The organism is Nonomuraea polychroma (genome assembly GCF_004011505.1).
GTDB classification, from domain to species: Bacteria; Actinomycetota; Actinomycetes; order Streptosporangiales; family Streptosporangiaceae; genus Nonomuraea; species Nonomuraea polychroma.
In genome coordinates, this window is record NZ_SAUN01000001.1 from 3,405,689 (window position 1) to 3,428,012 (window position 22,324).

27 protein-coding genes are annotated in these 22,324 nt (G+C 71.8%); 12 read left to right on the plus strand and 15 right to left on the minus strand.

The window, feature by feature from the left end; genetic code table 11:
- Window positions 1-17 precede the first annotated feature (17 nt).
- From EDD27_RS15200 to EDD27_RS15230, 7 genes are all read right to left on the minus strand, one after another.
- Window positions 18-1,382, minus strand: a complete 1,365-nt coding sequence (locus EDD27_RS15200) for an MFS transporter (RefSeq protein WP_127933016.1) — start codon at window positions 1,380-1,382, stop codon at window positions 18-20.
- Window positions 1,383-1,392: 10 nt separating this feature from the next.
- A complete protein-coding gene (locus tag EDD27_RS15205; protein ID WP_127933017.1) occupies window positions 1,393-2,193 on the minus strand; it encodes a glycerophosphodiester phosphodiesterase family protein in 801 nt (266 codons plus the stop codon).
- 36 nt (window positions 2,194-2,229) lie between these two features.
- Window positions 2,230-2,769: a TrmH family RNA methyltransferase gene (locus EDD27_RS15210; protein ID WP_127933018.1), complete on the minus strand. Its 540-nt coding sequence runs from the start codon at window positions 2,767-2,769 to the stop codon at window positions 2,230-2,232.
- Window positions 2,766-3,356, minus strand: coding sequence for a class I SAM-dependent methyltransferase (locus EDD27_RS15215; protein WP_127933019.1), 591 nt, complete (start codon window positions 3,354-3,356; stop codon window positions 2,766-2,768). The genes EDD27_RS15210 and EDD27_RS15215 overlap by 4 nt, the downstream gene beginning before the upstream one ends.
- An 11-nt stretch (window positions 3,357-3,367) precedes the next feature.
- Window positions 3,368-4,315, minus strand: a complete 948-nt coding sequence (locus tag EDD27_RS15220; protein ID WP_127933020.1) for a VWA domain-containing protein — start codon at window positions 4,313-4,315, stop codon at window positions 3,368-3,370.
- A gap of 1 nt (window position 4,316) precedes the next feature.
- Complete coding sequence (locus tag EDD27_RS15225; RefSeq protein ID WP_127933021.1) at window positions 4,317-5,264, minus strand: DUF58 domain-containing protein; 948 nt, start codon at window positions 5,262-5,264, stop codon at window positions 4,317-4,319.
- Between the two features lie 128 nt (window positions 5,265-5,392).
- Window positions 5,393-6,394 carry an AAA family ATPase gene (locus EDD27_RS15230; RefSeq protein WP_127933022.1) on the minus strand — a complete coding sequence of 334 codons (1,002 nt, stop codon included), beginning with the start codon at window positions 6,392-6,394 and terminating at the stop codon, window positions 5,393-5,395.
- 55 nt (window positions 6,395-6,449) lie between these two features.
- On the opposite strand from EDD27_RS15230, the gene EDD27_RS15235 reads away from it, so the two are divergent.
- Window positions 6,450-7,220 carry a hypothetical protein gene (locus EDD27_RS15235; protein WP_241564053.1) on the plus strand — a complete coding sequence of 257 codons (771 nt, stop codon included), beginning with the start codon at window positions 6,450-6,452 and terminating at the stop codon, window positions 7,218-7,220.
- 45 nt (window positions 7,221-7,265) lie between these two features.
- Window positions 7,266-8,126: a DUF2268 domain-containing putative Zn-dependent protease gene (locus EDD27_RS15240; RefSeq protein WP_127933023.1), complete on the plus strand. Its 861-nt coding sequence runs from the start codon at window positions 7,266-7,268 to the stop codon at window positions 8,124-8,126.
- Between the two features lie 24 nt (window positions 8,127-8,150).
- Here the strand turns inward: EDD27_RS15240 and EDD27_RS15245 are convergent, their stop codons facing one another.
- The gene (locus EDD27_RS15245; protein WP_127933024.1) at window positions 8,151-8,795 is read right to left on the minus strand and encodes a response regulator; all 645 of its coding nucleotides are present in this window, start codon (window positions 8,793-8,795) and stop codon (window positions 8,151-8,153) included.
- Window positions 8,792-9,985 carry a sensor histidine kinase gene (locus EDD27_RS15250; RefSeq protein ID WP_127933025.1) on the minus strand — a complete coding sequence of 398 codons (1,194 nt, stop codon included), beginning with the start codon at window positions 9,983-9,985 and terminating at the stop codon, window positions 8,792-8,794. The genes EDD27_RS15245 and EDD27_RS15250 overlap by 4 nt, the downstream gene beginning before the upstream one ends.
- A 143-nt stretch (window positions 9,986-10,128) precedes the next feature.
- Here EDD27_RS15250 and EDD27_RS15255 point away from each other — a divergent pair, with 143 nt between their 5' ends.
- The 4 genes from EDD27_RS15255 (at window position 10,129) to EDD27_RS15270 (ending at window position 14,255) form a co-directional block, all read left to right on the plus strand.
- Entirely contained in the window at window positions 10,129-10,692 is a 564-nt protein-coding gene (locus EDD27_RS15255) for a ClpP family protease (RefSeq protein WP_127933026.1), read from the plus strand.
- A 1-nt stretch (window position 10,693) separates the two neighbouring features.
- Complete coding sequence (locus EDD27_RS15260; RefSeq protein ID WP_127933027.1) at window positions 10,694-11,311, plus strand: ATP-dependent Clp protease proteolytic subunit; 618 nt, start codon at window positions 10,694-10,696, stop codon at window positions 11,309-11,311.
- An 893-nt stretch (window positions 11,312-12,204) separates the two neighbouring features.
- On the plus strand, window positions 12,205-13,410 hold the full coding sequence (locus tag EDD27_RS15265; protein ID WP_127933028.1) for a M20 family metallopeptidase: 1,206 nt from the start codon (window positions 12,205-12,207) through the stop codon (window positions 13,408-13,410).
- Window positions 13,411-13,493: 83 nt separating this feature from the next.
- A complete protein-coding gene (locus EDD27_RS15270; RefSeq protein WP_127933029.1) occupies window positions 13,494-14,255 on the plus strand; it encodes a TSUP family transporter in 762 nt (253 codons plus the stop codon).
- Between the two features lie 39 nt (window positions 14,256-14,294).
- Here the strand turns inward: EDD27_RS15270 and EDD27_RS15275 are convergent, their stop codons facing one another.
- Both EDD27_RS15275 and EDD27_RS15280 read right to left on the minus strand, forming a co-directional pair.
- Complete coding sequence (locus EDD27_RS15275) at window positions 14,295-15,443, minus strand: MFS transporter (protein WP_127933030.1); 1,149 nt, start codon at window positions 15,441-15,443, stop codon at window positions 14,295-14,297.
- Window positions 15,440-16,210, minus strand: a complete 771-nt coding sequence (locus tag EDD27_RS15280) for a DeoR/GlpR family DNA-binding transcription regulator (RefSeq protein ID WP_338324645.1) — start codon at window positions 16,208-16,210, stop codon at window positions 15,440-15,442. The genes EDD27_RS15275 and EDD27_RS15280 overlap by 4 nt, the downstream gene beginning before the upstream one ends.
- A gap of 44 nt (window positions 16,211-16,254) precedes the next feature.
- Here EDD27_RS15280 and EDD27_RS15285 point away from each other — a divergent pair, with 44 nt between their 5' ends.
- Genes EDD27_RS15285 through EDD27_RS15295 form a run of 3 tightly spaced genes read left to right on the plus strand, consistent with a single transcriptional unit; the run spans window position 16,255 to window position 18,118 of the window.
- Window positions 16,255-17,226, plus strand: a complete 972-nt coding sequence (locus tag EDD27_RS15285; protein ID WP_127933031.1) for a helix-turn-helix transcriptional regulator — start codon at window positions 16,255-16,257, stop codon at window positions 17,224-17,226.
- 45 nt (window positions 17,227-17,271) lie between these two features.
- A complete protein-coding gene (locus EDD27_RS15290; RefSeq protein ID WP_241564054.1) occupies window positions 17,272-17,883 on the plus strand; it encodes a LysE family translocator in 612 nt (203 codons plus the stop codon).
- Window positions 17,884-17,905: 22 nt separating this feature from the next.
- On the plus strand, window positions 17,906-18,118 hold the full coding sequence (locus EDD27_RS15295; RefSeq protein ID WP_127933033.1) for a hypothetical protein: 213 nt from the start codon (window positions 17,906-17,908) through the stop codon (window positions 18,116-18,118).
- Here the strand turns inward: EDD27_RS15295 and EDD27_RS15300 are convergent.
- Window positions 18,115-18,537 carry an SRPBCC domain-containing protein gene (locus EDD27_RS15300; RefSeq protein ID WP_164903618.1) on the minus strand — a complete coding sequence of 141 codons (423 nt, stop codon included), beginning with the start codon at window positions 18,535-18,537 and terminating at the stop codon, window positions 18,115-18,117. The two genes, EDD27_RS15295 and EDD27_RS15300, sit on opposite strands and share 4 nt — an antisense overlap.
- Window positions 18,534-18,869: an ArsR/SmtB family transcription factor gene (locus EDD27_RS15305; protein WP_127933035.1), complete on the minus strand. Its 336-nt coding sequence runs from the start codon at window positions 18,867-18,869 to the stop codon at window positions 18,534-18,536. The genes EDD27_RS15300 and EDD27_RS15305 overlap by 4 nt, the downstream gene beginning before the upstream one ends.
- Before the next feature lie 86 nt (window positions 18,870-18,955).
- Between EDD27_RS15305 and EDD27_RS15310 the strand changes: the two genes are divergently transcribed.
- Window positions 18,956-19,297, plus strand: coding sequence for a VOC family protein (locus EDD27_RS15310; protein ID WP_127933036.1), 342 nt, complete (start codon window positions 18,956-18,958; stop codon window positions 19,295-19,297).
- Window positions 19,298-19,357: 60 nt separating this feature from the next.
- Here EDD27_RS15310 and EDD27_RS15315 read toward each other — a convergent pair whose 3' ends face one another.
- Entirely contained in the window at window positions 19,358-19,723 is a 366-nt protein-coding gene (locus tag EDD27_RS15315; protein WP_127933037.1) for a cupin domain-containing protein, read from the minus strand.
- Between the two features lie 138 nt (window positions 19,724-19,861).
- Between EDD27_RS15315 and EDD27_RS15320 the strand changes: the two genes are divergently transcribed.
- Window positions 19,862-20,332, plus strand: coding sequence for a pyridoxamine 5'-phosphate oxidase family protein (locus EDD27_RS15320; RefSeq protein WP_127933038.1), 471 nt, complete (start codon window positions 19,862-19,864; stop codon window positions 20,330-20,332).
- 22 nt (window positions 20,333-20,354) lie between these two features.
- On the opposite strand, the gene EDD27_RS15325 is transcribed toward EDD27_RS15320, so the two are convergent.
- Window positions 20,355-21,116: an SDR family NAD(P)-dependent oxidoreductase gene (locus EDD27_RS15325; RefSeq protein ID WP_206641421.1), complete on the minus strand. Its 762-nt coding sequence runs from the start codon at window positions 21,114-21,116 to the stop codon at window positions 20,355-20,357.
- A gap of 106 nt (window positions 21,117-21,222) precedes the next feature.
- On the opposite strand from EDD27_RS15325, the gene EDD27_RS15330 reads away from it, so the two are divergent.
- On the plus strand, window positions 21,223-22,263 hold the full coding sequence (locus tag EDD27_RS15330) for a LacI family DNA-binding transcriptional regulator (RefSeq protein WP_127933040.1): 1,041 nt from the start codon (window positions 21,223-21,225) through the stop codon (window positions 22,261-22,263).
- Window positions 22,264-22,324 lie beyond the last annotated feature (61 nt).

Sequence of the window (22,324 nt, forward strand, 5' to 3'; positions counted from 1 at the left end):
GCGCGCCCGGCGGACGGCTAGAGCTTGCCCGGAGGCTCGTTTCCGGCGGCGCGGATGGCCTTGGGCAGGTTCACCGCGGCCAGGATGGCGCCGCCGAGCACGAAGAAGGCAATCAGTGAGATGATCGCCAGCCGGTAGCTGCCCGACATCTGGAAGGCCATGCCGAGCGTGAACGAGCCGAGGAACGTCGAGCCCTTGTCGCTGATCTCGTACAGGCTGTAGTACTCAGCCTCCTTGCCCTTCGGGATGACATGCGAGAACAGCGAGCGCGACAGCGCCTGCGTGCCCCCCATGACGATGGCGATGGCGAAGCCGAGGGCGTAGAAGGCCAGAGCCGAGCCCGCGGGCAGGAAGTAAGCGATCGTGACGACGATCGTCCAGGCCACGAGCGCGCCCAGCACCACCCGTTTGGCACCCACGCGCGAGGCAAGCCAGCTGAGCAGCAGCGCGCCGAAGAAGGCCACGAACTGCACCATGAGGATGGCGCCGATCTGCACCGTCTTGCCGAGCTGCAGCTCTTTCTCGGCGAAGGTCGCCGAGAAAGAGATGACCGTCTGCACCCCGTCGTTGTACAGCAGGTAGCCCACCAGGAATGCCAGCGTGAGCGGGTAGGCGCGCAACCCCGCGGCGGTGCGGCCGAGCTGACGGAACGTGCCGCCGATCGCCTGCCCCGCGGACTCGGAGCGCGGCGCGAGGGCATGCCGGTTGCGCAGCCGCAGCAGCGGAATGATCGTGAATCCGCCCCACCACAGCCCGGCCGAGCTCAGCGCGATGCGCACCGCCGTCCCGGAGTCCAGACCGAAGGACTCGGCCTGGAGGAACAGCACCAGATGGACCGCGAGCAGCAGCCCGCCGCCGAGGTAGCCGAACCCCCACCCCATCCCGGAGACCTTGTCGCGCTCATCGGGCGTGGCGATCTCGGGCAGGAAGGAGTTGTAGATGACGAACGCGCACGCGAAGCCCACGTTGGCCACGAGGAACAGCGCGCCGCCCAGGATGTAGCGGCCGTCGCTGACGAACCAGAAGCAGACCGTGGCCAGCGCGCCGAGCAGGGCGAAGAAGCCCATCAGCTCTTTCTTGCGCCCGGTGTGGTCGGCCAGCGCCCCGGCCATCGGCATGAAAACGATCTGCAGGATGGCGGCGACGCCGACGACGAAGGAGAAGTACGCGCCCGGCCGCACGTCGAAGCCGATCACGTCCACGTACTGGCCGCCGCCGGCAGCGGTCTCGGCGATCGTGATGAGATACGGGCCGAGGAAGACGGTCAGCACCGTGGTGGGGAAGGCGGAGTTGGCCCAGTCGTAGAAGTACCAGCCCCACTGCTCGCGTTTGCGCGCGGCGGGCGAGTCGTCGAAGAGTGCGGGGGGTGAGGGGAGGGTCATGCTGCTCCTCTTACGCGGCCAGTGAGCCGGGGTGCCACTGGCCGCGGCGTTCGAGCACGTCGCGCAGGCCGGTGACGTTGTCGGTCATGATGCCGTCCACGCCCAGGTCGAGCAGGTTTTCCATGCGGGCGGGGTCGTTGATGGTCCACACGTGGACCTGCATGCCGATGGCGTGCGCGGTGCGGACCAGGCGCCGGGTGGTGACGCGCAGGCCGCGGAAGCCCACCGGCACCTGGGCGCAGGGGATCTGAGCGCGGGACAGGCGGGCCAGCAGCCGGCCGTAGCCGGAGGTGGCGGCGGCGGCGCGCAGCGCGGCCACGCCGCGCGGCCCGAGCGCCGAGCACACCTCCCTGCCGATCGCGGCCCTGGCCAGCGCCAGGCGCTCGTCGGAGAAAGAGGTCAGGCAGATGCGGTCGTAGGCGTTGGTGCGCCTGATCGCCTCGGCCAGCGGGGCGATGGCCGCCGCCTCCTTGACGTCGATGTTGAAGCGGATCTCCGGCCAGGTGCCCAGGAGGTCCTCCATCAGCGGGATCTCGTGGACGCCGGCGATGCGGGCCTGCCTGACCGCCCGGTAGGGCAGCTCGGAGATGCGGCCGCGCTGGTCGGTCACGCGGTCGAGCGTGTGGTCGTGGAAGGCGACCAGCACGCCGTCGGAGGTGGCGTGCGCGTCGGTCTCCAGATAGGTGTAGCCGAGCTCGACCGCCCGCTCGAAGGCGGCGACGGAGTTTTCCGCGCCTTCCGCGGCGCCTCCGCGGTGGGCGAAGGCCAGCGGGCCCGGGTGGTCGAGAAAGGCGAAGCGGCGGCTGAGCACGTCCTGAAGTATGCCCTTCCGGGATGAACGCTGTAGTTACGAATCAGCAAGATTCTCCCACTCCTGGCGGCGGGCCTCCGCCAGGGCGATGGCGGCGGCCACCGCGACGTTGAACGAGCCGACCCGGCCGACCTGCGGGATGTAGCAGACGCCGTCCACGGCGTCGAGCAGGGCGGGGGAGCAGCCGTGGTCCTCGCTGCCCACCACCAGGCACACGTCCCTGGCCAGATCGGCTTTGTGCAGCGGGACGGCCTCAGCGGTCAGCTCGATGGCCAGCACCGTGTAGCCGCTCTCCCTGGCGGCCTTGACCGCCTCGGTGGCGGGGACGGGCTCGTGCCAGGTGACCAGCCGTTCGGTGCCGAGCGCGGTCTTGCCTGCCTTGGGGTTGGTGGGCGGGGTGGCGTTGCCGGCGAGCCAGATCTCGTCCACGCCGAACGCGGCCGCGCTGCGGAAGATCGAGCCGATGTTGAACGGGCCGGTGACCGATTCGATGATCAGGCCGAGGCGGTTTCCGGTGTTCCTGCGCCAGGTGCGGTTGAGCCGCTTGACGTCGGTGGGGCGCAGTTGCCTTCTCATCGGGTCACCTTCAGTATCCGGTAGGCGGCCCGGCTGGCCTCGCGGGAAGCCTGCCAGCCCTGCTCGCCGAGCCAGCGCTGCAGGGAGTCCGAGCCGAGGTGTTTCTGGACGACCAGGTAGGCCACGCCGTCGGGCGTCAGCCGGGTCAGCCACCTGGTGAGCATGTCGTGGAGGGCCTGCTTCCCGATGCGGATCGCAGGATTGGACCAGATTGCGCGAAAATTCACGTCTTCTGGCATCTCATCGACATGCACAGACCTTACTTTGTAAAGGCCGGCGGCTTGGGCGTTCCGCTCGGTGAGCTCCAGGCTGCGCCGGTTCACATCGACGGCCCATACCGTCGCCTCGGGCGCACGGGAGGCCATGGTCAGTGCGATCGGCCCGTAGCCGCAGCCCAGGTCGAGCAGGTCGCCCTCCTGCGGCGGCGACGGGACCGTCTCCAGCAGCACGCGGGTGCCGACGTCGACCCGCTCCGGCGAGAACACGCCGCTGTCGGTCTCCAGCCGCAGGTGCAGGTCGGGCAGGACCAGGTCGACCGAGCCCGGTCTGGAGCGGGTGTCCGGCCGCTCGGAGAAGTAGTGGGCCACGTCCCCTCACGTTACGGGATGCGTGAGCCGAACATGACCGCCGCACCCGCCACCAGCAGCCCGGCCAGGATCGCGGCCACGATGAACCACTGGGTGATCTCCTGGTTGACCAGCTTGTAGCCGAGTGAGGTGCCGATCTGCTCGTAGACCTCGCGCAGCTCGCTGCCGGACTCGGCGGCGTACGCGCGGCCGCTGGTGCCGTCGGACAACGACTGCAGGGTCTGCTTGTTGACCGGCACGTTCACCGGGCGGCCGTCGATGTTGACGGTGCCCTCCTGGGTGCCGTACGCGATCGTGGAGACCGGGACTCGGGCCTGCTGGGCCGCCTCGATGGCCTCGTTGACGGACCTGCCGGAGGTGTTGTCGCCGTCGGACAGCAGCACGATCGCGGCGGGCGGCGGGTCGGTGGCGGCCTGCTGGTCGAAGGAGCGCAGAGAGTCGAGCGCGTTGAAGACGGCCTCGCCGATCGCGGTGCCGGGGCGGGTGGTGAGATTGCCGATGGCGGTGATGACGGCCTGGTGGTCGGTGGTGGGGGAGATGACGACGTTGGCGGAGCGGGCGAAGGAGACCACGCCGACGTTGAAGCGGTCGGGCAGCTCGCGGGCGAAGGCCTGGGCGGCGGCCTTGGCGGCGGTGATCCTGTTGGGCTGCACGTCGCCGGCGTCCATGGACAGCGACACGTCGAGGGCGATCATGATGGTGGCGCGGTCGCGCGGCACGCGTACCTGGTCGGCGGGCTTGGCGGCGCCGATGACCAGGAACGACATCATGACGAGGAACAACGCGGGGGCCACGTGGCGGCGCCAGCCGGGCCCGGCCGGGGCCACGAGGTTGAGCAGGGCCAGGTTGGTGAAGCGCACGGTGTAGCGGCGGCGGGCGAACATCGCCGCGATGTATCCGGCCACGAGCAGCGCCACCAGGACGAACAACCACAGCCAGGAGGGGGCGAGGAACGTCATGTCACCTTCCTGCGGGTCTGTGGGGGCTTCGGTGCGCGAGGTGTCTCATCCGGCGCTGGCGCAGCACGAACTGCGCGATGTCGAACACCCAGTCCCGGTCGGTACGCAGCACCAGGTGGGCGATGCCGGCGCGGCGCAGCGCCAGGCGGGTGCCTTCGCGTTGCAGGGCGGCCGCTTCGGCGTACGCCTGCCGGATTTTGGGCGAAAGGTGCACTTCGCGTACGTTCCCGGTCTCGGGGTCGGTGAACGCGACCCGGCCCACGTCGGGCAGTTCGAGCTCGCGCGGGTCGATCACTTCGACGGCCAGGACCTGGTGGCGGGCGGCGAGGCGGCGGATGGGGCGTTCCCAGGGGCGTTCGGCGTCGGGGTCGAGGTCGGGGTGGGCGTCGAGGAAGTCGGACACGACCAGGCGCATGCCGCGGCGCCGGCGGCTGGCCGACAGCACGTCGATGCCCTCGGCCAGGTCGGGCGCGTCCTCCACGACGCGGCCGCGCGGGGCGTCCATGAGGGAGTGGAGCAGCCCGTACAGGGCGGGGCGGCCGGTGCGGGCGGGCATGCGGTGAACGTACTCGTCGTGCAGGACGAGCGCGCCGAACCGGTCGCCCAGGCGGCTGGACAGGAACCCGATGGCGCCGACGGCGGCGATCACCAGGTCGCGTTTGTCGGTGTCGGCGGTGCCGAAGTCCATGCTGGGGGACAGGTCGGCCAGCGCCCACGTCTCCAGCTCGCGGTCGGCGATGAGGTCGCGGACGTGGGGGACGGTGGTGCGGGCGGTGACGTTCCAGTCCATGCGGCGCACGTCGTCCTCGCCGGGCACGTACACGCGGCTGTCGCCGGCCTCGCTGCCGGTGCCGGGCAGCAGCCCCTGGTGCGCGCCGTGCAGCAGCCCGTCCAGCCGCCGGGTGACCGTCAGCTCCAGCCGCCGGAGTGCCTGCTCAGCAGTGCTCATTGGTCGCTCACCCTCCTCATTCGCTGCGCGGAGTCCCTCCCCCGTCGGGCCTCTACTCCGCTTCGCGACGCCCCCTGTCCGATTGCTCGCTCCGCTCGCGGGGCGTCGGGTTCGCGCCGTGCTCGGGCTCAACGGTTCTGGTTCCAGACGACGAGGGGCGGGGGCACCGCGTGCAGGATCTGCTTGACGACCTGCTCGGGGTCGACGCCGTCGGCCAGGGCGTCGAAGGTGAGCATGAGCCGGTGGGCCATGACGTCCACGGCCACGTCGCGCACGTCGTCGGGCAGCAGGTAGTCACGGCCGCGCAGCAGGGCGAGGGCGCGCCCGGCGGCGACCAGGCCGAGGGTGGCGCGGGGGCTGACGCCGATCTCGATGGTCTCTGCGAGGTCGGCCAGGCCGTACTCGGCGGGGGCGCGCGTGGACATGACCAGCCGGACGACGTAGTCGGCGACGAGCTGGTGGACCGAGACCTGCTCGGCCGCCTCCTGCAGGGCCAGCAGCTTGTCGGGGTCGAGGACCCGCTCGGGCACCGGCGGGGTGACGCTCATGCGGTGCAGGATCTCCAGCTCCTCGTGAGCGCTGGGATGCGGGACGCGGACCCGGAACAGGAACCGGTCGCGCTGCACCTCCGGCAGCGGGTAGACGCCTTCGGACTCGATGGGGTTCTGGGTGGCCAGCACGATGAACGGCTTGGGCAGCGGGTGGGTGACGCCGGCGAGGGTGACCTGGCGCTCGGCCATGACTTCCAGCAGTGCGGACTGGACCTTGGCGGGGGCACGGTTGATCTCGTCGGCCAGCAGGAAGTTGACGAACACGGGGCCGAGCTCGACGTCGAACTTCTCGTTGGAGGGATGGTAGACGCGGGTGCCGATGATGTCGCTCGGCACGAGGTCGGGGGTGAACTGGATCCGGGCGAACGTGCCGCCCACGACGGTGGCCAGCGTGGAGGCGGCAAGGGTCTTGGCGACGCCTGGGACTCCTTCGAGCAGGCAGTGCCCGCGCGCCAGCAGGGCCACGATGAGCCTTTCGACCATGTGGTCCTGGCCGACGATGACCCGCCGGACCTCGTCGAGACTTTGACGCAGCAGTGCCGCGTCGTTTCCGCCTGGCAACTCTTCGGCGACGCTCATGACGCCATTCCACCAAACACGCCGCAAACGTGCACGACGCCACGTCTGTGCTTTCATGGCAAACGTGGCAAGTCCGCTGCAGTACGGCGATCCGCCCCGGCTGGGGCGGTATGTGGTTCAGGCGCGCCTGCATCAGGCGCCCGCCGGTTTCGTGTACCTGGGCCAGGGGCCCGACGGCCGCGCGGTGTCGCTGGCCGTGCTGACCCGGGGGGCCGCGTTCGACGCCGCGGCGCGCGAGCGGTTCGTGACGGCGATCAGGGAGGCGGCCGGCGGGCGGTCCGGGATGCGCGGCTGGCTGGGCCGAGGGTCCAGGCCACGGGGCGCGGTGCTGGACGGCATGCCCGAGGTGCTGGACAGCGACCTGGGGCACGCGCCGTGGGTGGCGGTGCCGTACGTGCCCGGGCGGCCGGGGGCCGAGCGGTACCTGGAGCCGGTCATGGTGGGCGGCACGCTGATCGGGCAGGCGCACGGGCCCGACTTCGTCCCGTACTGGCTGACCGACCGCGCGCCCGCGCTGCCGGGGCCGACCAGGCGGCGCCGGCCGCTGACCGAGACCCGCCGGCGGGTGCTGCTGGCCGCGCTGGCGCTGGTGCTGCTGTTGCTGCTGGTGACGGCCATCGTGTTGCTGCTGCTGTTCGGCAGGCGCGAGAGCGAGCCGCAGCCCCGGCAGCTGCCGGCAACGGTGTTCGTGCCGACGCCGCCGCCGACCCCGGAGACGCCGGAGCCGCGGCCCTCGCCGTCGCCGTCGCCCTCGCCGACCGAGAGCGGGCAGCCCACGCCGGGCCGCTCACCCGGGGACGACCCCGGCGAGGAGTCACCGCTGTGAATTCCGCTTGAGCCTCACGTGGCGTGAGGCTTTAGCGTCCTCGGCATGGAATTCATCGTTCACGACACGCTCACGGCGATGGCCGGCCTGCTCGAGAAGCCGCAGGAGGACCGGCCCGAAGCGCTGCGGGAGATGCTGGCGCCCATGCGCGCGGCGATCCCGGTGCCCGGCGACATCGTCGACATCCACCACCAGGGCGGCGGCTTCCGGGTCGACGCCGACGATCCGCGTTACCTGCCCGCCGTCCGGCGCATGATCGAGGCCGACGTCATCGGTCAGGTGCGGCGCGAGCTGGAACGCGCCGGCGAGGCGCTGGGCGAGGCCAAGCAGGCCGACTCGCTGCAGGTCATGTTCGTGCTGGGCAATCCCGACAACGAGCACCTGATGAAGATCTCCGGCGGTTACTACGGCATGGGCGGCTCGCCCGGCTGGCTGTATCTGCTGGCCTGGCCGTCGGAGGAGGTGATCGGCAGGATCGCGCACTGCGCGGTGCACGAGTTCCACCACAACGTGCGTTTCACCAACGTCGAATGGAACCCGGTCACGGTGACGGTGGGCGAGCACGTGGTCGCCGAAGGGCTGGCCGAGGCGTTCGTCCGGGAGCTGTCGGGCCCCGAGGCCATGGGGCCGTGGTCGTCGATGGTGACGGGGCAGGAGTTCGACCGCGCGTACGAGCTGATCATGGCGGACTTCGATCTGGAGGGGATGCGGAACACGCCGGCGTACGTGCTGGGGGACAGCGCCATGCGCCGCTTCGGGCAGGAACCCCGCGGCATCCCCGACATGGCGGGGTACGCGGTGGGGTTGCGGCTCGTCGACCGTGCGCTGGCCGCCACGGGCCTGACCGCCGCCGAGGCCACCTTGCTGCCCGCGGCGGAGCTCATGCGCCGCGCCGGCATCCGGTGACCGGCGGGCGCGAGCCGGTCGCGGCTAGCGGGGGGAGACGAAGCCGGACTCGTAGGCCGCGATCACGGCCTGGGTGCGGTCGCGCGCGCCGAGCTTGGCCAGCACGTTGCCGACGTGCGTCTTGACGGTCTCGGCACCGACGACCAGCTCCGCGGCGATCTCGGTGTTGGACAGGCCCCTGGCCATCAGCCGCAGCACGTCCCCCTCGCGGGAGGTGAGCCGGTCGATCCCCGGCGCGGCCGCGCGGCCCGCCGTACGGCCGCCGGCCAGCGCCCGGATCGCGGCCGGGAACAGCAGCGACTCGCCCGCCGCCACCACCTTGATCGCCTTGACCAGGTCGTCCGGCCTGGCGCGCTTGAGCAGGAACCCGCTGGCCCCGGCCCGCAGCGCGTCATAGACGTGGTCGTCGTTCTCGAACGTGGTCACCACGAGCACCTTGGGCGGGTCGTCCAGGGCCACGAGCCGGGCCGTGGCCTGGATGCCGTCGAGTGCGGGCATGCGCACGTCCATCAGCACGACGTCGGGCCGCTCGCGGCGCACCACGGGCAGCACGGCCGCGCCGTCGGCCGCCTCGCCGACCACGGCGAGATCGGGTTCGGCGTCGATGATGATCCGCAGGCCGGTGCGGACGAGGTCTTCGTCGTCGGCGATCACGACTGTCAGCGTCATGGGGCCGACCGTAGCGGCAGACGTACGGTCACCGTCCACCCGGCTCCGGCGGGACCGGCCTCCAGGTCGCCGCGCAGCAGCCGGACGCGCTCGCGCATGCCCGGCACGCCCCTGCCTCCGGAGCGCGGGGCGTTCCCGCCGCCCGGGTTGGTGACCTCGAGGCGCAGGTCGTCGCCGTGGACGGCGGCGGACAGCCGCACGGGGCCGCGGCCGTGCTTGATGGCGTTGGTGAGGGCCTCCTGCAGGATGCGGTAGGCCTCGCGGGAGACGGCGGCCGGCACGCCGGACAGGTCGCCCACCTCCTGCCGCACCTGGACGCCGGAGGCGGCGACGAGCTCGCCGAGATCGGCCAGCGTCCCCGCCGGGCTCCTCCGCTCCGTCTCGGCGCCGTGGCGCAGCAGCCCGAGCACGTGGTCGAGCTCGTCGAGGGCGGCGCGGGCCGACTCCTCGATGGCGGCCAGGGCGGCCCTGGCCGTGGCCGGGTCGCGGTCGAGCACCCGGCCGGCGGCCGCGGCCTGCAGGGTGACGACGCTGAGCGCGTGCCCGACCGAGTCGTGCAGCTCGCGGGCCAGCCGGTTGCGCTCGGCGAGCGTACGGGCGTGCTCTTCGGCGGCGGCCAGCCGCTCGGACGGGGTCGGGCCGAGCAGGGCGGGCGCCAGCCGCGCCAGCAGCGCGCCCGCCCCCGCCGCCGTCGCGACCAGCGCCGCCAGCAGCGCCAGCCCGGCCAGCGCCCACAGCGCCGCCGCCCACCCCGGCGCGACCGTGAACCCGAGCACCACCGCCGCCCGCCCGGTGAACGGCAGCGCGAGCGTGTAGACCGTGAACGGCACGACCGCCAGCGTGAACCCGCTGACCACGCCCCCGACCGTCAGGTGCAGCGTGAACCAGGCGGCGGTGCGCCGCCGCTCCTGCCAGGAACGACGCTCGGGCTGCCGCGGCGGCGCCGCCACACGGGCCCCCAGCAGCCCCTGCGCCGCGCTGATCTCCAGTCCCCGCACCGGCAGGAACAACCCTGTCACGGCCACGACGGGCAGCACCGCCGCGAACACGCCGACCTGGACGGGCAGCAACAGGTTCGCCTGCTCGCCCTGCCAGACGGCCGAGACCAAGACGCCGGCCATCATGTACGGCATCAGCAGCGCGCCGCCCAGAATGAGGCACGTCCATCGCCGGAAGAGAGTCCTTCGCACATCCGCGATTGTATGTCGAGAGAAATTCGCTCTCGGTGGAATGCGCCGTTAGAGAAATGCGCCGCCAGCGAAAAGATTCCTTAATTCACGTCGTCTCGGTCTAGCGTTTTTCGCAGAAATACTCGAGCAGAAAGGCGACCGTCATGACGGAGACGCAGCGCGTGGCCTGGCCGGACCAGCTCGGCCAGCGCCTGTTGAAAGAGCGCATCGTGGTCCTCGGCCAGGAGGTCGACGACGAGATTTGCAACCGGCTCTGCGGGGAGCTCCTATTGCTGGCGGCCGAGGACCCCAAACGCGACATAACCCTTTACATCAATTCTCCGGGCGGGTCCGTGACCGCCGGGATGGCGCTCTACGACATGATCCAGTTCATTCCGTGCGACGTGACGACGGTGGCGATGGGGTTCGCCGCGTCCATGGGGCAGCTGCTGCTGACCGCGGGTGCGAGGGGCAAGCGCTACGCGCTGCCCAACTCCCGCATCGTCATGCATCAGCCGCTGGGCGGCATCGGCGGCTCGGCCACCGACATCCAGATCCAGGCCGACAACATGCTCTACACCAAGCGCCGGATGGCCGAGATCATCGCCCACCACACGGGCCAGCCGCTGGAGCGCATCCAGGCCGACTCCGACCGCGACCGCTGGTTCACCGCCCAGGAGGCCCTGGAATACGGAATCGTCGACCACATCGCCGAAGGGATGAACTGAGATGAGCGGGCGTTACGTGCTGCCGTCGTTCACCGAGCGCACGTCGTACGGGATCAAGGAGATGAACCCGTACAACAAGCTGTTCGAGGACCGGGTGATCTTCCTGGGCGCGCCGATCGACGACACCGTCGCCAACGACGTGATGGCGCAGCTGCTGACGCTGGAGTCGATCGATCCCGACCAGGACATCAACCTCTACATCAACTCGCCGGGCGGCTCGTTCACCTCGATGACCGCCATCTACGACACGATGCAGTTCGTCCGGCCGGAGATCCACACGGTCTGCATCGGCGAGGCGGCCTCGGCGGCGGCGGTGCTGCTGGCGGCCGGCACGCCGGGCAAGCGGGCCGCGCTCCCGCACGCCCGGGTGCTGCTGCACGAGCCGGCGACCGAGGGCGGGCGCGGGCAGGGCAGTGACCTGGAGATCCACGCCAGGGAGATCCTGCGGATGCGGGACCAGCAGGAGGAGATCCTGTCGCGGCACACGGGGCGGTCGCCGTTGGAGATCAGGAAGGACATCGAACGGGATCGGATCTTCACGGCCGAGCAGGCGCGGACGTATGGGCTGGTGGACGACATCTACGCCTCCAGGAAGCGCACGCTCGCCCCGGCCCACTGACCACGTTCCTCGCCGGAGGCGGCGCGCCCTTTCTCGGGGGCACGCCGCCTCCCCATGTCGCCCGTGGACCGTGGCCCGTCGCGCGTTGTCCATGGGGCCTCGAGGCGTGAGTCGTCGGAGGCGTGGCGCGTGGGGCGTGGGGCGTGGCGCGTGCGGCCAGGTGCCCAAGGCGTGCGTCGTGAGAGGGCGTGGCCTGAAGCATGGGCGTCGCGCGTGGCGTTGGGGCGTTGGTTGTGGCTCCTGACGTGGCGCTGTGACGCGTGCGGCCAGGGGCCGTGGCGTGCGCCTGAGCCGGCCCCGGGCATGTTGCGTGAGGGGCATGCGCGTGGGACGTGGCGCTCCTCCGATCGGCTCGTCGCTCATCGCCATGCCGCCGTGCCGCCATGCCGCCATGCCGCCTGGACCGCCGCCTGCCTCGCCCGAGGAGGGTAGGCGTCGTCGGTGGCTGCATGAGCTGTTCGCGCTGATACGGAATGGGCGGTCAGTGCGTTCGCGTCGGGGACCTGGTGGATGGCGAGTGCTCGGACCCCGGCCGGTGGCCGGCGGTGTGGCGGTCGCCGTGGTGGTGGTGCGGCGGCGGTGCGACTGAAGTAGGCGGGTGTGTTCGATTCCGCTGCCGGTCTGCTCGGGCTACCCGCGGTCCGGAGCGGGTATGACAGGGGGCGAGGGATCGTTCGGCGGCTTGGCTGCGTACCCTGCCGGAGGATCCCGGCCCCATCCGGCGCGACATCGTCGTCCCGTCGTCATCCCGTCCGAGTCCACCACCACCGCGACCGTCTTCGCCTGGGCCGGCATGGCTGCTGTCGTGCCGCCTGGCCGACGTCCAGGCCGGGCGCGGGCCGATGCGCGAGGACCCGCCTCGACGAGCACGAGCAGGAGCAGGAGGTCGCCTGATGACCGTGGAGAACGAGGTGGAGGCCGGGGAACTGCGCGGCTGGATCGGCGGGCACCGCGCCGAGATGCTCGCCGACCTGGCCGCGTACGTCTCGCTCGAGACCCCCAGCAACGACAAGACCCTGCTCGATGCGGGCCTGGACTGGCTCGACGGCTACCTGGAGGCCCGGATCGGGCGACCCGCGGCGACGCGGCGGATCGACGGCGGCGCGTGCGGCGACATCGGCGGCCGCGGCGACGGCGGCGTGTACGGCGACGTCCGCATCAACGACTACCCGGGCCGCGGTGGCGCCCCGATCCTGCTGCTCGCCCACTACGACACCGTCTGGCCGGCCGGGACGCTGCGTTCCTGGCCGTTCACCCTGGACGGGGACCGGGCCACCGGGCCCGGCGTCTTCGACATGAAGGCGGGCCTGGTCCAGCTCGTGTGGGCGCTGCGCGCGCTGGAGAGCGCGGGGCTGCCGCGCCCGCCGCTGCGGCTGCTGCTCAACGGCGACGAGGAGATCGGCAGCCCCGCCTCGCGGCCGCTGATCGAGGAGGCCGCTCGCGAGGCCGCCGCCGTGCTGGTGTTCGAGGCCAGTGCGGACGGGGCGTTGAAGACCGCGCGCAAGGGCGTGGGCATCTTCCACCTGGCCTTCACCGGTGTGGAGGCGCATGCCGGGCTGGAGCCCGCCAAGGGCGCCAGCGCGATCGACGAGCTGGCCAGGGCCGTGCGGTGGCTGCACGACCTGGCCGACCCCGGCGCGGGCACGACGGTCAATGTGGGCGTCGTGTCGGGCGGCACCGGTTCCAATGTGGTCGCCGGTGCGGCGCGGGCCGAGGTGGACGTCCGGGTCGCCAGCCGGGCGGAGGCCGACCGTGTGGACGCCGCCCTCGCCGTCCTGCGGCCCCACGACCCCCGGGCCTCCATCGAGGTGCGCGGCGGGTGGAACCGCCCCGTCATGGAGCGCGGGCCCGGCACGGCGCGGCTGTTCGCCCTGGCCCGCGCGGCCGCCCTCGACATGGGCCTGGACCTGCGCGAATGCTCGGTCGGCGGGGCCAGCGACGGCAACTTCACCGCTGCGCTGGGCCTACCCGTCCTCGACGGCCTGGGCGCCGTCGGAGCCGGGGCACATGCGCGGCACGAGCACATCAGCGTGGACGGCATGATCGAACGTGCGGCTTTGACCGCGGGCATCCTCCGGGCCTTGGCCGCCGAGGACTGATCGCCCCCGCCACCCGGCGAATAGTGGCTAATGCGGCACTTGTACACTCTTGGGGTTTTCTTGGGGGAAATCGGGGGAGTGGCGTGCCGCTGGAGCAGGTCCTGGTGTTGCTGGTCGCAGCGGCAGGCGCCGGGTGGGTCGATGCCGTCGTGGGCGGCGGCGGGCTGCTGCAGCTGCCCGCCATCATGATCACTGGCATGCCCACCGTCGAGGCGATGGCCACCAACAAGTTGTCGTCCGTCTTCGGCACCACCTCCGCAGCCGTCGCCTACGCCCGCTCCACCAAGGTCGACCGCCAGGTGGCGATCCCCGGCGCGGCCCTGGCCGTGCTGAGCGCGGGCCTGGGGGCGTGGGCCGCGGCGGCGATCTCCGCGGAGGTGCTGCGCCCCGCCGTCATGGTGGTGCTGCTGGCGGTGGCGGCGTTCGTGACGTTGCGCCCGTCGTTCGGGGCGGTGCCGCGGCCGCATCTGCGCACCGACGCCAGGGTGCTGGCAGCCGTGGCGGTGGCCGGGGTGGGGATCGCGTTCTACGACGGCATCATGGGGCCGGGCACGGGAACGTTCCTCATCATCGCCTTCACCACCATCCTCGGGCTGGACTTCGTCTCGGCGTCGGCCTCCGCGAAGATCATCAACATCGGGACGAACGTCGGCGCGCTCGTGGTGTTCGGGCTGCAGGGGCACGTGCAGTGGGCGCTGGGCTTGGGGATGGCGGTGTGCAACGTGGCCGGCGCCCAGGTCGGCGCGCGGATGGCGCTGAAGCGGGGTGCCGCCTTCGTACGGATCGTGCTGCTGTGCGTCGTGGCGGCGATGGTGGTCAGGCTTGGCTGGCAGCAGTTCGCCTGAGCCCTTCTCAAAGCTGAGCCGCACTCGAGGCTGAGCCCCTCAACGGGAGCGCGCGGGCTCGGTCGCGGGTGTGCGCAGGGCGGTGGCGGTCAAGGCGACGAACGCGGCCAGCAGCGCCGGTACGGCCAGCGCCCGCGGCAGCCCGGCGACCTCGCCGGCGGCCCCGATAAGCACGGGTCCCGTCAGGAACCCGAGGTATCCGATGGATGCCACCCGTGCGAGCGCCCGCCCGGCGAAGGCCGGATCCCGGTGCCCCGCGGCCGAGAACACCTGCGGCACGATGCACGACAATCCCGCCCCGAAGCAGCCGAACCCGGCCACGCCCGCCAGCGGATGCCCGCCGAGCAGCGCCAGTCCCAGCCCGGTGGCGGCCAGCAGCCCGCAGCAGCGCACCAGCGGCACCGGCCCGAACCTGGCGGCCAGCCGGTCTCCCGCCAGCCGGCCGGCGGTCATCATGAGGGAGAACGCGGCGTAGCCGGCGGCGGCGAACCCCGGCGAGGCGCCAAGGTCCTCGCGCAGGTAGACCGAGCTCCAGTCGGCCGCCGCGCCTTCGCCCACCAGGCAGCAGAACGCCAGCACGCCCAGGAAGAGCGTTCCCTTGGGCAGCCGGGCCCGGCCCGCCGCGGCCGGTCCCCGGGCGGGGGCGGTCCGCAGCGCCCACCGCCCGGCCCACCAGGCGAGCACCGCGATGACCGCCCCCACCGACCAGAACGTGGCCGCGGGCGTCAGCGCGAGGTGCGCGAACAGGCCGCCGGTGCCGGCCCCGGCGAACCCGCCGAGGCTGAAGACGGCGTGGAACGACGACATGACCGGTCGTCCGCCGGCCCGCTCGACCTCGACGGCGTTGGCGTTCATGGCCACGTCCAGCACTCCGTGCGCGACACCGAACAGCAGCAGCGCCGCGGCCAGCACGCCCAGGTCCGGCGCGTACGCGGCCGGGACCAGTGCCAGCCCCTGCACCAGCGCCGCCGGGATCATCACGCGGTGGCTGCCGTGCCGGTCGACCAGGCGGCCCACCGCCGTCATGCCGATCATCGCGCCGGCGGCGATGGCCAGCAGGGCGAGACTGAAGTGGCCTTCGCCGAGGCCGAGGCGTTCCTTGATGGCGGGGATGCGGGCGGTCCACGTGCCGATGGCCGCGCCGGCCAGGAAGAACAGCAGGCAGACGGCGGTGCGCTCGCGCCTCATCCGGGCTCGCCCGCGAGGGGGACTTCCCTGACGATCACGCCCGCCGCCACCAGGGCGTCGCGTTGCTCGCGCGGGATGCCGGAGTCGGTCACCACCACGTCCAGCCGCGAGATCGGGCAGACCGCGCCGAAGGCCGTACGCGAGAACTTGCCGGAATCGCACACCACGATCACCCTCCGGGCCGAGGCGATGGCGGCCTGCTTGACCGCGACCTCCGGCAGGTCGTGCGCTGTCAGGCCGTGTTCGGCCGACAGGCCGCAGCAGCCGACCACCGCGGTGTCGAAGCGCAGCGCCTTGATGGAGCTCTCGGTCAGCGGTCCCATGACGTTGAGCTCGCCCTTGCGTACTTCGCCGCCGGGCAGCACCAGCCGGACTCGCGGGGCGGCGGCCAGCAGCGGCACCGGCTGCAGGGCCAGCGGCAGCACGGTCAGCCGGCGGTCGACCAGCGCGCGGGCGACCTCCAGCGCGGTCGTGCCGCCGTCCAGCACCACCGCCTCGCCGTCGGCGAGCAGGCCGGCGACCTCGGCGCCGATGCGCTTCTTGGCCTCCACCGCCTCGCGCTCGCGCACGCCGAACGGCGGCTCCTCGCCGCGCAGCAGCAGCGACAGCGCGCCGCCCCTGACCCGGCGCACCACACCCTGCTGGGCGAGCTCGTCCAGATCGCGCCTGATGGTCATCTCCGACACGCCGTGCTCGGCGGCCAGTTCGGCGACCGTGACGCTGTCCTGCGTGCGCAAGGCGTTCATGATGGATTGCAAACGTTCCACGTGTTCATATAAACACGCCCTATGTGCGCAATACAATGGCGGGTATGCGCGCCAGCCGCCTGCTCTCCCTCCTGCTGCTCCTGCAGACACGCGGCCGTATGACCGCGCCCGAGCTGGCCGCGGAGCTGGAGGTGTCGGTCCGCACCGTCTACCGCGACGTGGAGGCGCTGTCGGCGGCCGGCGTGCCCGTCTACGCCGACCGCGGGCCCGCGGGCGGTTATCAGCTGCTGGACGGCTACCGCACCCGGCTGACCGGGTTGACCGCCGAGGAGGCGTCGTCGTTGTTCCTGGCCGGGCTGCCGGGGCCGGCGGCCGAGCTGGGGCTGGCGGAGGTGGCGGCCACCGCCGAGCTGAAGCTGCTGGCCGCGCTGCCGCCCGAGCCGCGCTCGCACGCCTCGCGCATCCGGGAGCGGTTCCTGCTGGACGTGCCGAGCTGGTATCGCTCGGGCGACGACGTGCCGCACCTGAGCGAGGTGGCTGAGGCGGTGTGGGAGCAGCGGCCGCTGCACATGACGTACCGGCGCTGGGGGCAGCAGGAGGTCGACCGGGTGATCCACCCGTACGGGCTGGTGCTCAAGGGCGGGTCCTGGTATCTGGTGGCCGCCCCGCCGGGGGCCTCGCCGCGCACGTACCGGGTGGCGCGCATCCTGACGCTGGAGACGCTGCCCGGGCACTTCCCGCGGCCGGAGGGGTTCGAGCTGACGGCGTTCTGGACCGCGTACGCCAAGGAGTTCCGCGAGCGGATGTACACCGCCGAGGTCGTGGTCAAGCTCGCCCCGGGACGAGGGGAGCTGCTGGCGTACACGATGGGCCGTGACGTCGTCGACGCCGCGCTGGCGGCCGCCGGGGAGACCGACCCGGAGGGGTGGGTCACGCTGGCCCTGCCGGTCGAGTCGCTCACGCACGCGCGCTGGCTGCTGCTGCGCATGGGGGCGGACGTCGAGGTGCTGGAGCCGCCGGAGCTGCGCGTGATGATGCGCGAGGCGGTCGCCGAGCTGAGCAAGCTCTACGGCTGAAAATCCGGAGGAGATTCCCGGGCCGTTTCTGTCATGATCGTCGGCATGTATCTTCTCGCGTTCGCGGGTGCGTGCGTCCTGGTGGCCATGGTGCCCGGGGTCAGCACCGCCATCATCCTGCGCCAGACCTTGCGGGCCGGCCGTGGCAGCGGCATGGCGGCCACACTCGGCAACGAGACCGGCATCCTGCTGTGGGGCCTGGCCGCCGCGTTCGGGTTGTCGGCGCTGCTGGTGGCCTCCCAGCTGGCCTACGACGTGATGCGCGTGGCCGGCGCCGTGGTGCTGGTCGTGATGGGCGCGCAGTCGCTGTGGCAGGCCCGCAAGGGCGCGCCGCCGCCTGAGGTGGCCACGGCGCCGGGGTGGCGCGGGGCGTACCTGGCGGGGGTCGGCACATGCCTGGCCAACCCGAAGGCGGCGGTGTTCGCGATGTCGTTCCTGCCGCAGTTCGTCCCGCCGGGGCAGAACGTGCCGGTCACGCTGGTGACGCTGGCCGTCGTGTGGGTGCTGATCGACCTGCTGTGGTACGGGCTGCTCGTCTGGGCGGTCGCCCAGGCCAAGGAGTGGCTGGGACGCCCGGCGGTGCGGCGCACGCTGGAGCGGATCTCCGGCGTCGTGCTGATCGGGCTGGGTGTGCGGCTGGTGGTCGAATCCAGGTGACGATCGGGACTACCGTGGGGGCATGACGAACGACCTCGCGGCCCTGATGCGGCAGGCGCAGGACGACGATCCGCTGCTGGCCCTGCACGCCACGACCGCGCTGCGCCGCGAGATCGAGCGCCTGGAGGCGGTGCAGGTGCGGCGGGCCCGCGTGGCGGGGCTGGCCTGGGCGCAGATCGCCGACGCGATCGGGGTGAGCAAGCAGGCCGTGCACAAGAAGTACGGCCGGCGCTAGCGCTCCCACTGGTCGGCGTACCAGCGCAGGACGATGTTCCAGGAGTAGCCGCGCCGGATCCGCCCGGCCACGTCGGGCGGCAGCGTGTCCAGGCCGCGGTGTTCCAGCACGACCTCGGTGCCGCCGTCGACCGGGCTGAAGGCCACCTCGATCTCCATCTGCCCGGTCTCGTTGATGAGGTCCGCCCAGACGAGGCGGCGCGGGGGCTCCCACATGATGATCTTGCCGGTGTCGACGTGGCCGCCGTCGGACCACAGCTCGCGCAGGTAGCCGTCCTGGAACCGGATGCCGACGGCGCGGTCGGGGTCGACCCAGCTGTGGCGGCCGCGGACGTACCAGCTGTCGATCTCGTCGGTGAAGATCCGGAAGGCGGTCGCCGGGTCGACCGGGACGGTGACGCTGGCCTGGACCGCATTCACGAAGTGTCCTCCTGCGTGCGTTCGACGTGTTCCTTGAACGAGCCCAGCTGCTCGGCCCAGAACGCCTGCACCTGGTCCAGCCACGCCTGCAGCGCCGCGAACGGCTCGGGGCGCAGCGTGTAGAGGCGCAGCCGGGCGTCGGTCCCGCCGGTCTCGGCGTGTACGAGCCCGCCGGCCCGCAGCACGCGCAGGTGCCTGCTGAGGGCGGGGGCGCTCATCTGCACGGCCTGGGCCAGCTCGCCGGCCGGGCGCGGGCCCTGGCGCAGCAGGTCGATCACCTTGCGCCGGGTCGGGTCGGCGAGCGCCGCCAGCGTCGCGTCGAGCTCCGCCATATCGTTAACGTCGCTGTTAATATTTGCCTGCTTCCGTTAGGCTGTCGATGTTTAACGATAGCGGCAATTATTGCGGAGGTTCGTAGATGAGTGTCGAGCTCGGCTACTACACCCTGTCGGTCGCGGACCTGGACCGGGCGGCCGCCTTCTACGGGGCGTTGTTCGGCTGGGAGTTCACCCGCGAGCACGAGCGGTATCTGCACGTCACCAACACGGCCGTGCCGATGGGCTTCGTGTCCGACGGGCCGTCCTCGCAGCCGAACCTGTACTACCACGTGAGCGACATCGACGCGGCCGTCGAGCAGGTGCGCAAGCTCGGCGGCAGCACCGGCGAGATGTTCGAGAGCAAGTCCGGGCACGGCTGCACCTGTACCGATGACCAGGGGACGCAGATCAGCCTGTGGCAGCCCGCCCCCGGCTTCGCATAGCTCGATGGCGTGGCCGTTGTGGCGTCACCGCGGCCACGCCACGCTGAAAACCAGTCCCGGCTAGCCGCTCGTGGACGCCTTGGCGTACTCGGCCATGCCGCCGGCGAAGTCGTAGACGATGCACTGCTCGTCGCCGACCACCCAGGCGTCGTGCCCCGGCCGGCAGACGAACACGTCTCCCGGGCCCACCTCGGCTTCGCCGCCGTCGTTCATCCGGATGCGCAGCCGGCCCTGGACCACGAATCCGTTGTGGTGGACCTCGCAGGACTCCGTCCCGGCGATGGGCTTGACCGATTCCGACCAGCGCCACCCGGGGTCGAACGTGGCCACCCCGAAGGTGAGCCCGGTGAGGTTGCACACGTCCAGGTGGCCCCGCGGGAAGTCACGGCGTTCGTCCGGCTTGTCGATGCTCTTGACCTCGATCATGACGGTCCCCCCTTTCCGTCAGATCCAGTCTTCCACCGGCGACATGCCGCTACAAGGAGTCGGCAGGCGGACGGGACGATCTCCGGCATGTGTCAACGGGGATTCGCCCATGTCGGTGGCGGCGGCCATGATGGGGCCATGGCTGCATGGCAGGAGTTCGAGCGGCAGGCGCCGGAGCTGGCGGCGGTGGCGCGCACGCTGATGGACGGCTACCGGCACAAGGTGCTGGCGACGCTGCGCAAGGACGGATCGCCGCGGGTCAGCGGCATCGAGACGAGCTTCAGGGACGGCGAGCTGTGGACGGGGTCGATGGCCGGCGCGGTCAAGGCGGCCGACCTGCGGCGGGATCCGCGCATGGCGCTGCACGTCACCTCCCTCGCGCCCGAAGGCGCCGATCCGTCGGGATGGGAGGGCGACCTGAAGCTGGCCGGGCGGGCAGTGGAGATCACCGACGCGGGCGTGCTGGCGTCGTTCGAGATGCCGGGCACGGACTCGCACCTGTTCAGGGTCGAGCTGACGGAGGTGGTGTGGACGAGGGTCGAGGGCGACGAGATCGTCATGGACGCCTGGCGCGAGGGGATCGGGGTGCGGCAGATCCGCCGTAAATGATCTACAACGTAAAGGCGTCGGGTCAGTGGACGGAGAAGCCGCCGTCGACGAACAACATCTGGCCGGTGACGAAGGCGCAGGCCTCGCCGGCGAGGAACACCGCCGCTCCGGCGAAGTCCGCGGGTACGCCGTTGCGGCCGACCATGTGGCGGGCGGCGAGGGCTTCGACCCGGCCGGGGATGGCCTGAGCGGGCTCGGTCAGCGGGGTCAGCACGAATCCGGGGATGATCGTGTTGACGCACACCCCGCCGGCCGACCACGCCTCGGCCTGGGAGCGGGTCAGCCCGCCGAGGGCGGCCTTGGCGGCGCCGTACACGCCGCTGTCGCCGAAGGCGCTGACGGTCTGCTGCGAGCCGACGTTGATGATGCGGCCCCAGCCGCGTGCGGCCATCTTCGGCCCGAAGTGCTGGCCGAGGAGGTAGGGGGCGGTGAGGTTGACGGCGATGGTCTGCTCGTAGTCGTCGGGCGTGAGGTCGGCCATGGGCTTGCGGATGTTGTTGGCGGCGTCGTTGACGAGGATGTCGATGTCTCCGGCGCGGTCGCAGACGTGCTGGACGTCGTCGCGTTCGCCGAGGTCGGCGCTGATGCGGGTGGCGGTGACGCCGTGCTCGCGCAGCCGGGTGACGGCCTGGTCGAGCTCGTGCGGCCTGCGGGCGACCAGGACGACCTCGGCGCCGGCGCGGCCGATCGCCTCGGCCATGGCGTACCCGATGCCGGAGCTGCCGCCGGTGACGAGGGCGCGGCGGCCGTGGAGGGAGAACAGCTCCCGCAGATAGTCAGACACGATCGGTCAAGTTAGCACCCGGCCGTGCCGGTGGTGCGGGGGTGGGTGGTGCCGGGGGACGGGCGGCCGCTCGTACAATCGGCTCGTCCGAAGGAGAGGCGGGGGGATGGCCACGCGCGAGCGGCCGCGGCGGGTGACGATCGCCGATGTGGCGCGCCACGCCGGGGTGTCCACGACGGCGGTGTCGAAGGTGCTGCGCAGCGCCTATGGGGTCAGCCCGGCCATGCGGGAGCGGGTCAAGGCCGCGATCGAGGAGCTCGGCTACCGGCCGCATGCGGCGGCGCGGGCGATGCGGGGGCGGACGTTCACGATCGGGGTGCTGCTTCCCGATCTGCGCAATCCGTTCTTTCCCGACATCCTCGATGGGCTGTCCGAGCAGCTCGCCGGCACCGACTACCAGGTGATCATGGTGCAGGGCGGCCCGGATGTCACAGCGGAGACCCGGGCCATCGACGCGCTGGTGGACCGGCAGGTGGACGGCATCCTCATGATCGCGCCACGGGTGCGGCGGGTGCGGCTGGAGGACGTGGCGGCGCAGATGCCGACGGTGGTGCTGGGCCTGCACGAGAAGTCGGCGCTGTACGACGTGGTGCACGACGACGACGAGCTCGGCGCGGAGCTGGTGGTGCGGCATCTGATCGGGCTGGGGCACCGGCGGATCGCGCACATCGGCTACACGCCGGGCTCCCGGGAGCGGGCCGTGGGAGTGCTGGATGCGATCAGGGCGGAGACGTACGCGCGGGTGATGCGCGAGCACGGCCTGCAGAGCCAGATCGCGGTGGCGCGGGCCGCCTACACCGAGGAGGCCGGCTACCGGGGGGCGCGGGAGCTGCTCGAACGGTCGCCGCGTCCGACGGCGATCTTCGCGGGGGCGGATCTGGCGGCGCTGGGGGCGTTGCGGGCGTTGCACGAGGCGGGGTTGTCGGTGCCGGCGGACGTGTCGCTGGCCGGGTACGACAACACGCGTCTGGCCGCCTTGTCGAGCATCTCGCTGACGAGCGTGGACCAGGACGGCGCGGTCATGGGGCGGACGGCGGGGCGGCTGCTGCTCGAACGTATCGAGGGGCGGACGTCGTCGGTGCGTTTCTCGGTCACGCCGAGCCTGGTGCCCCGCCGCTCCACGGGCCCGCCCGCCCCGGAGGCGTGAGGCCGCGACGCGTTGCGGGGTGGATGGTCTGGCGGCGGGGATGGTCGACGGGCACGGGCGG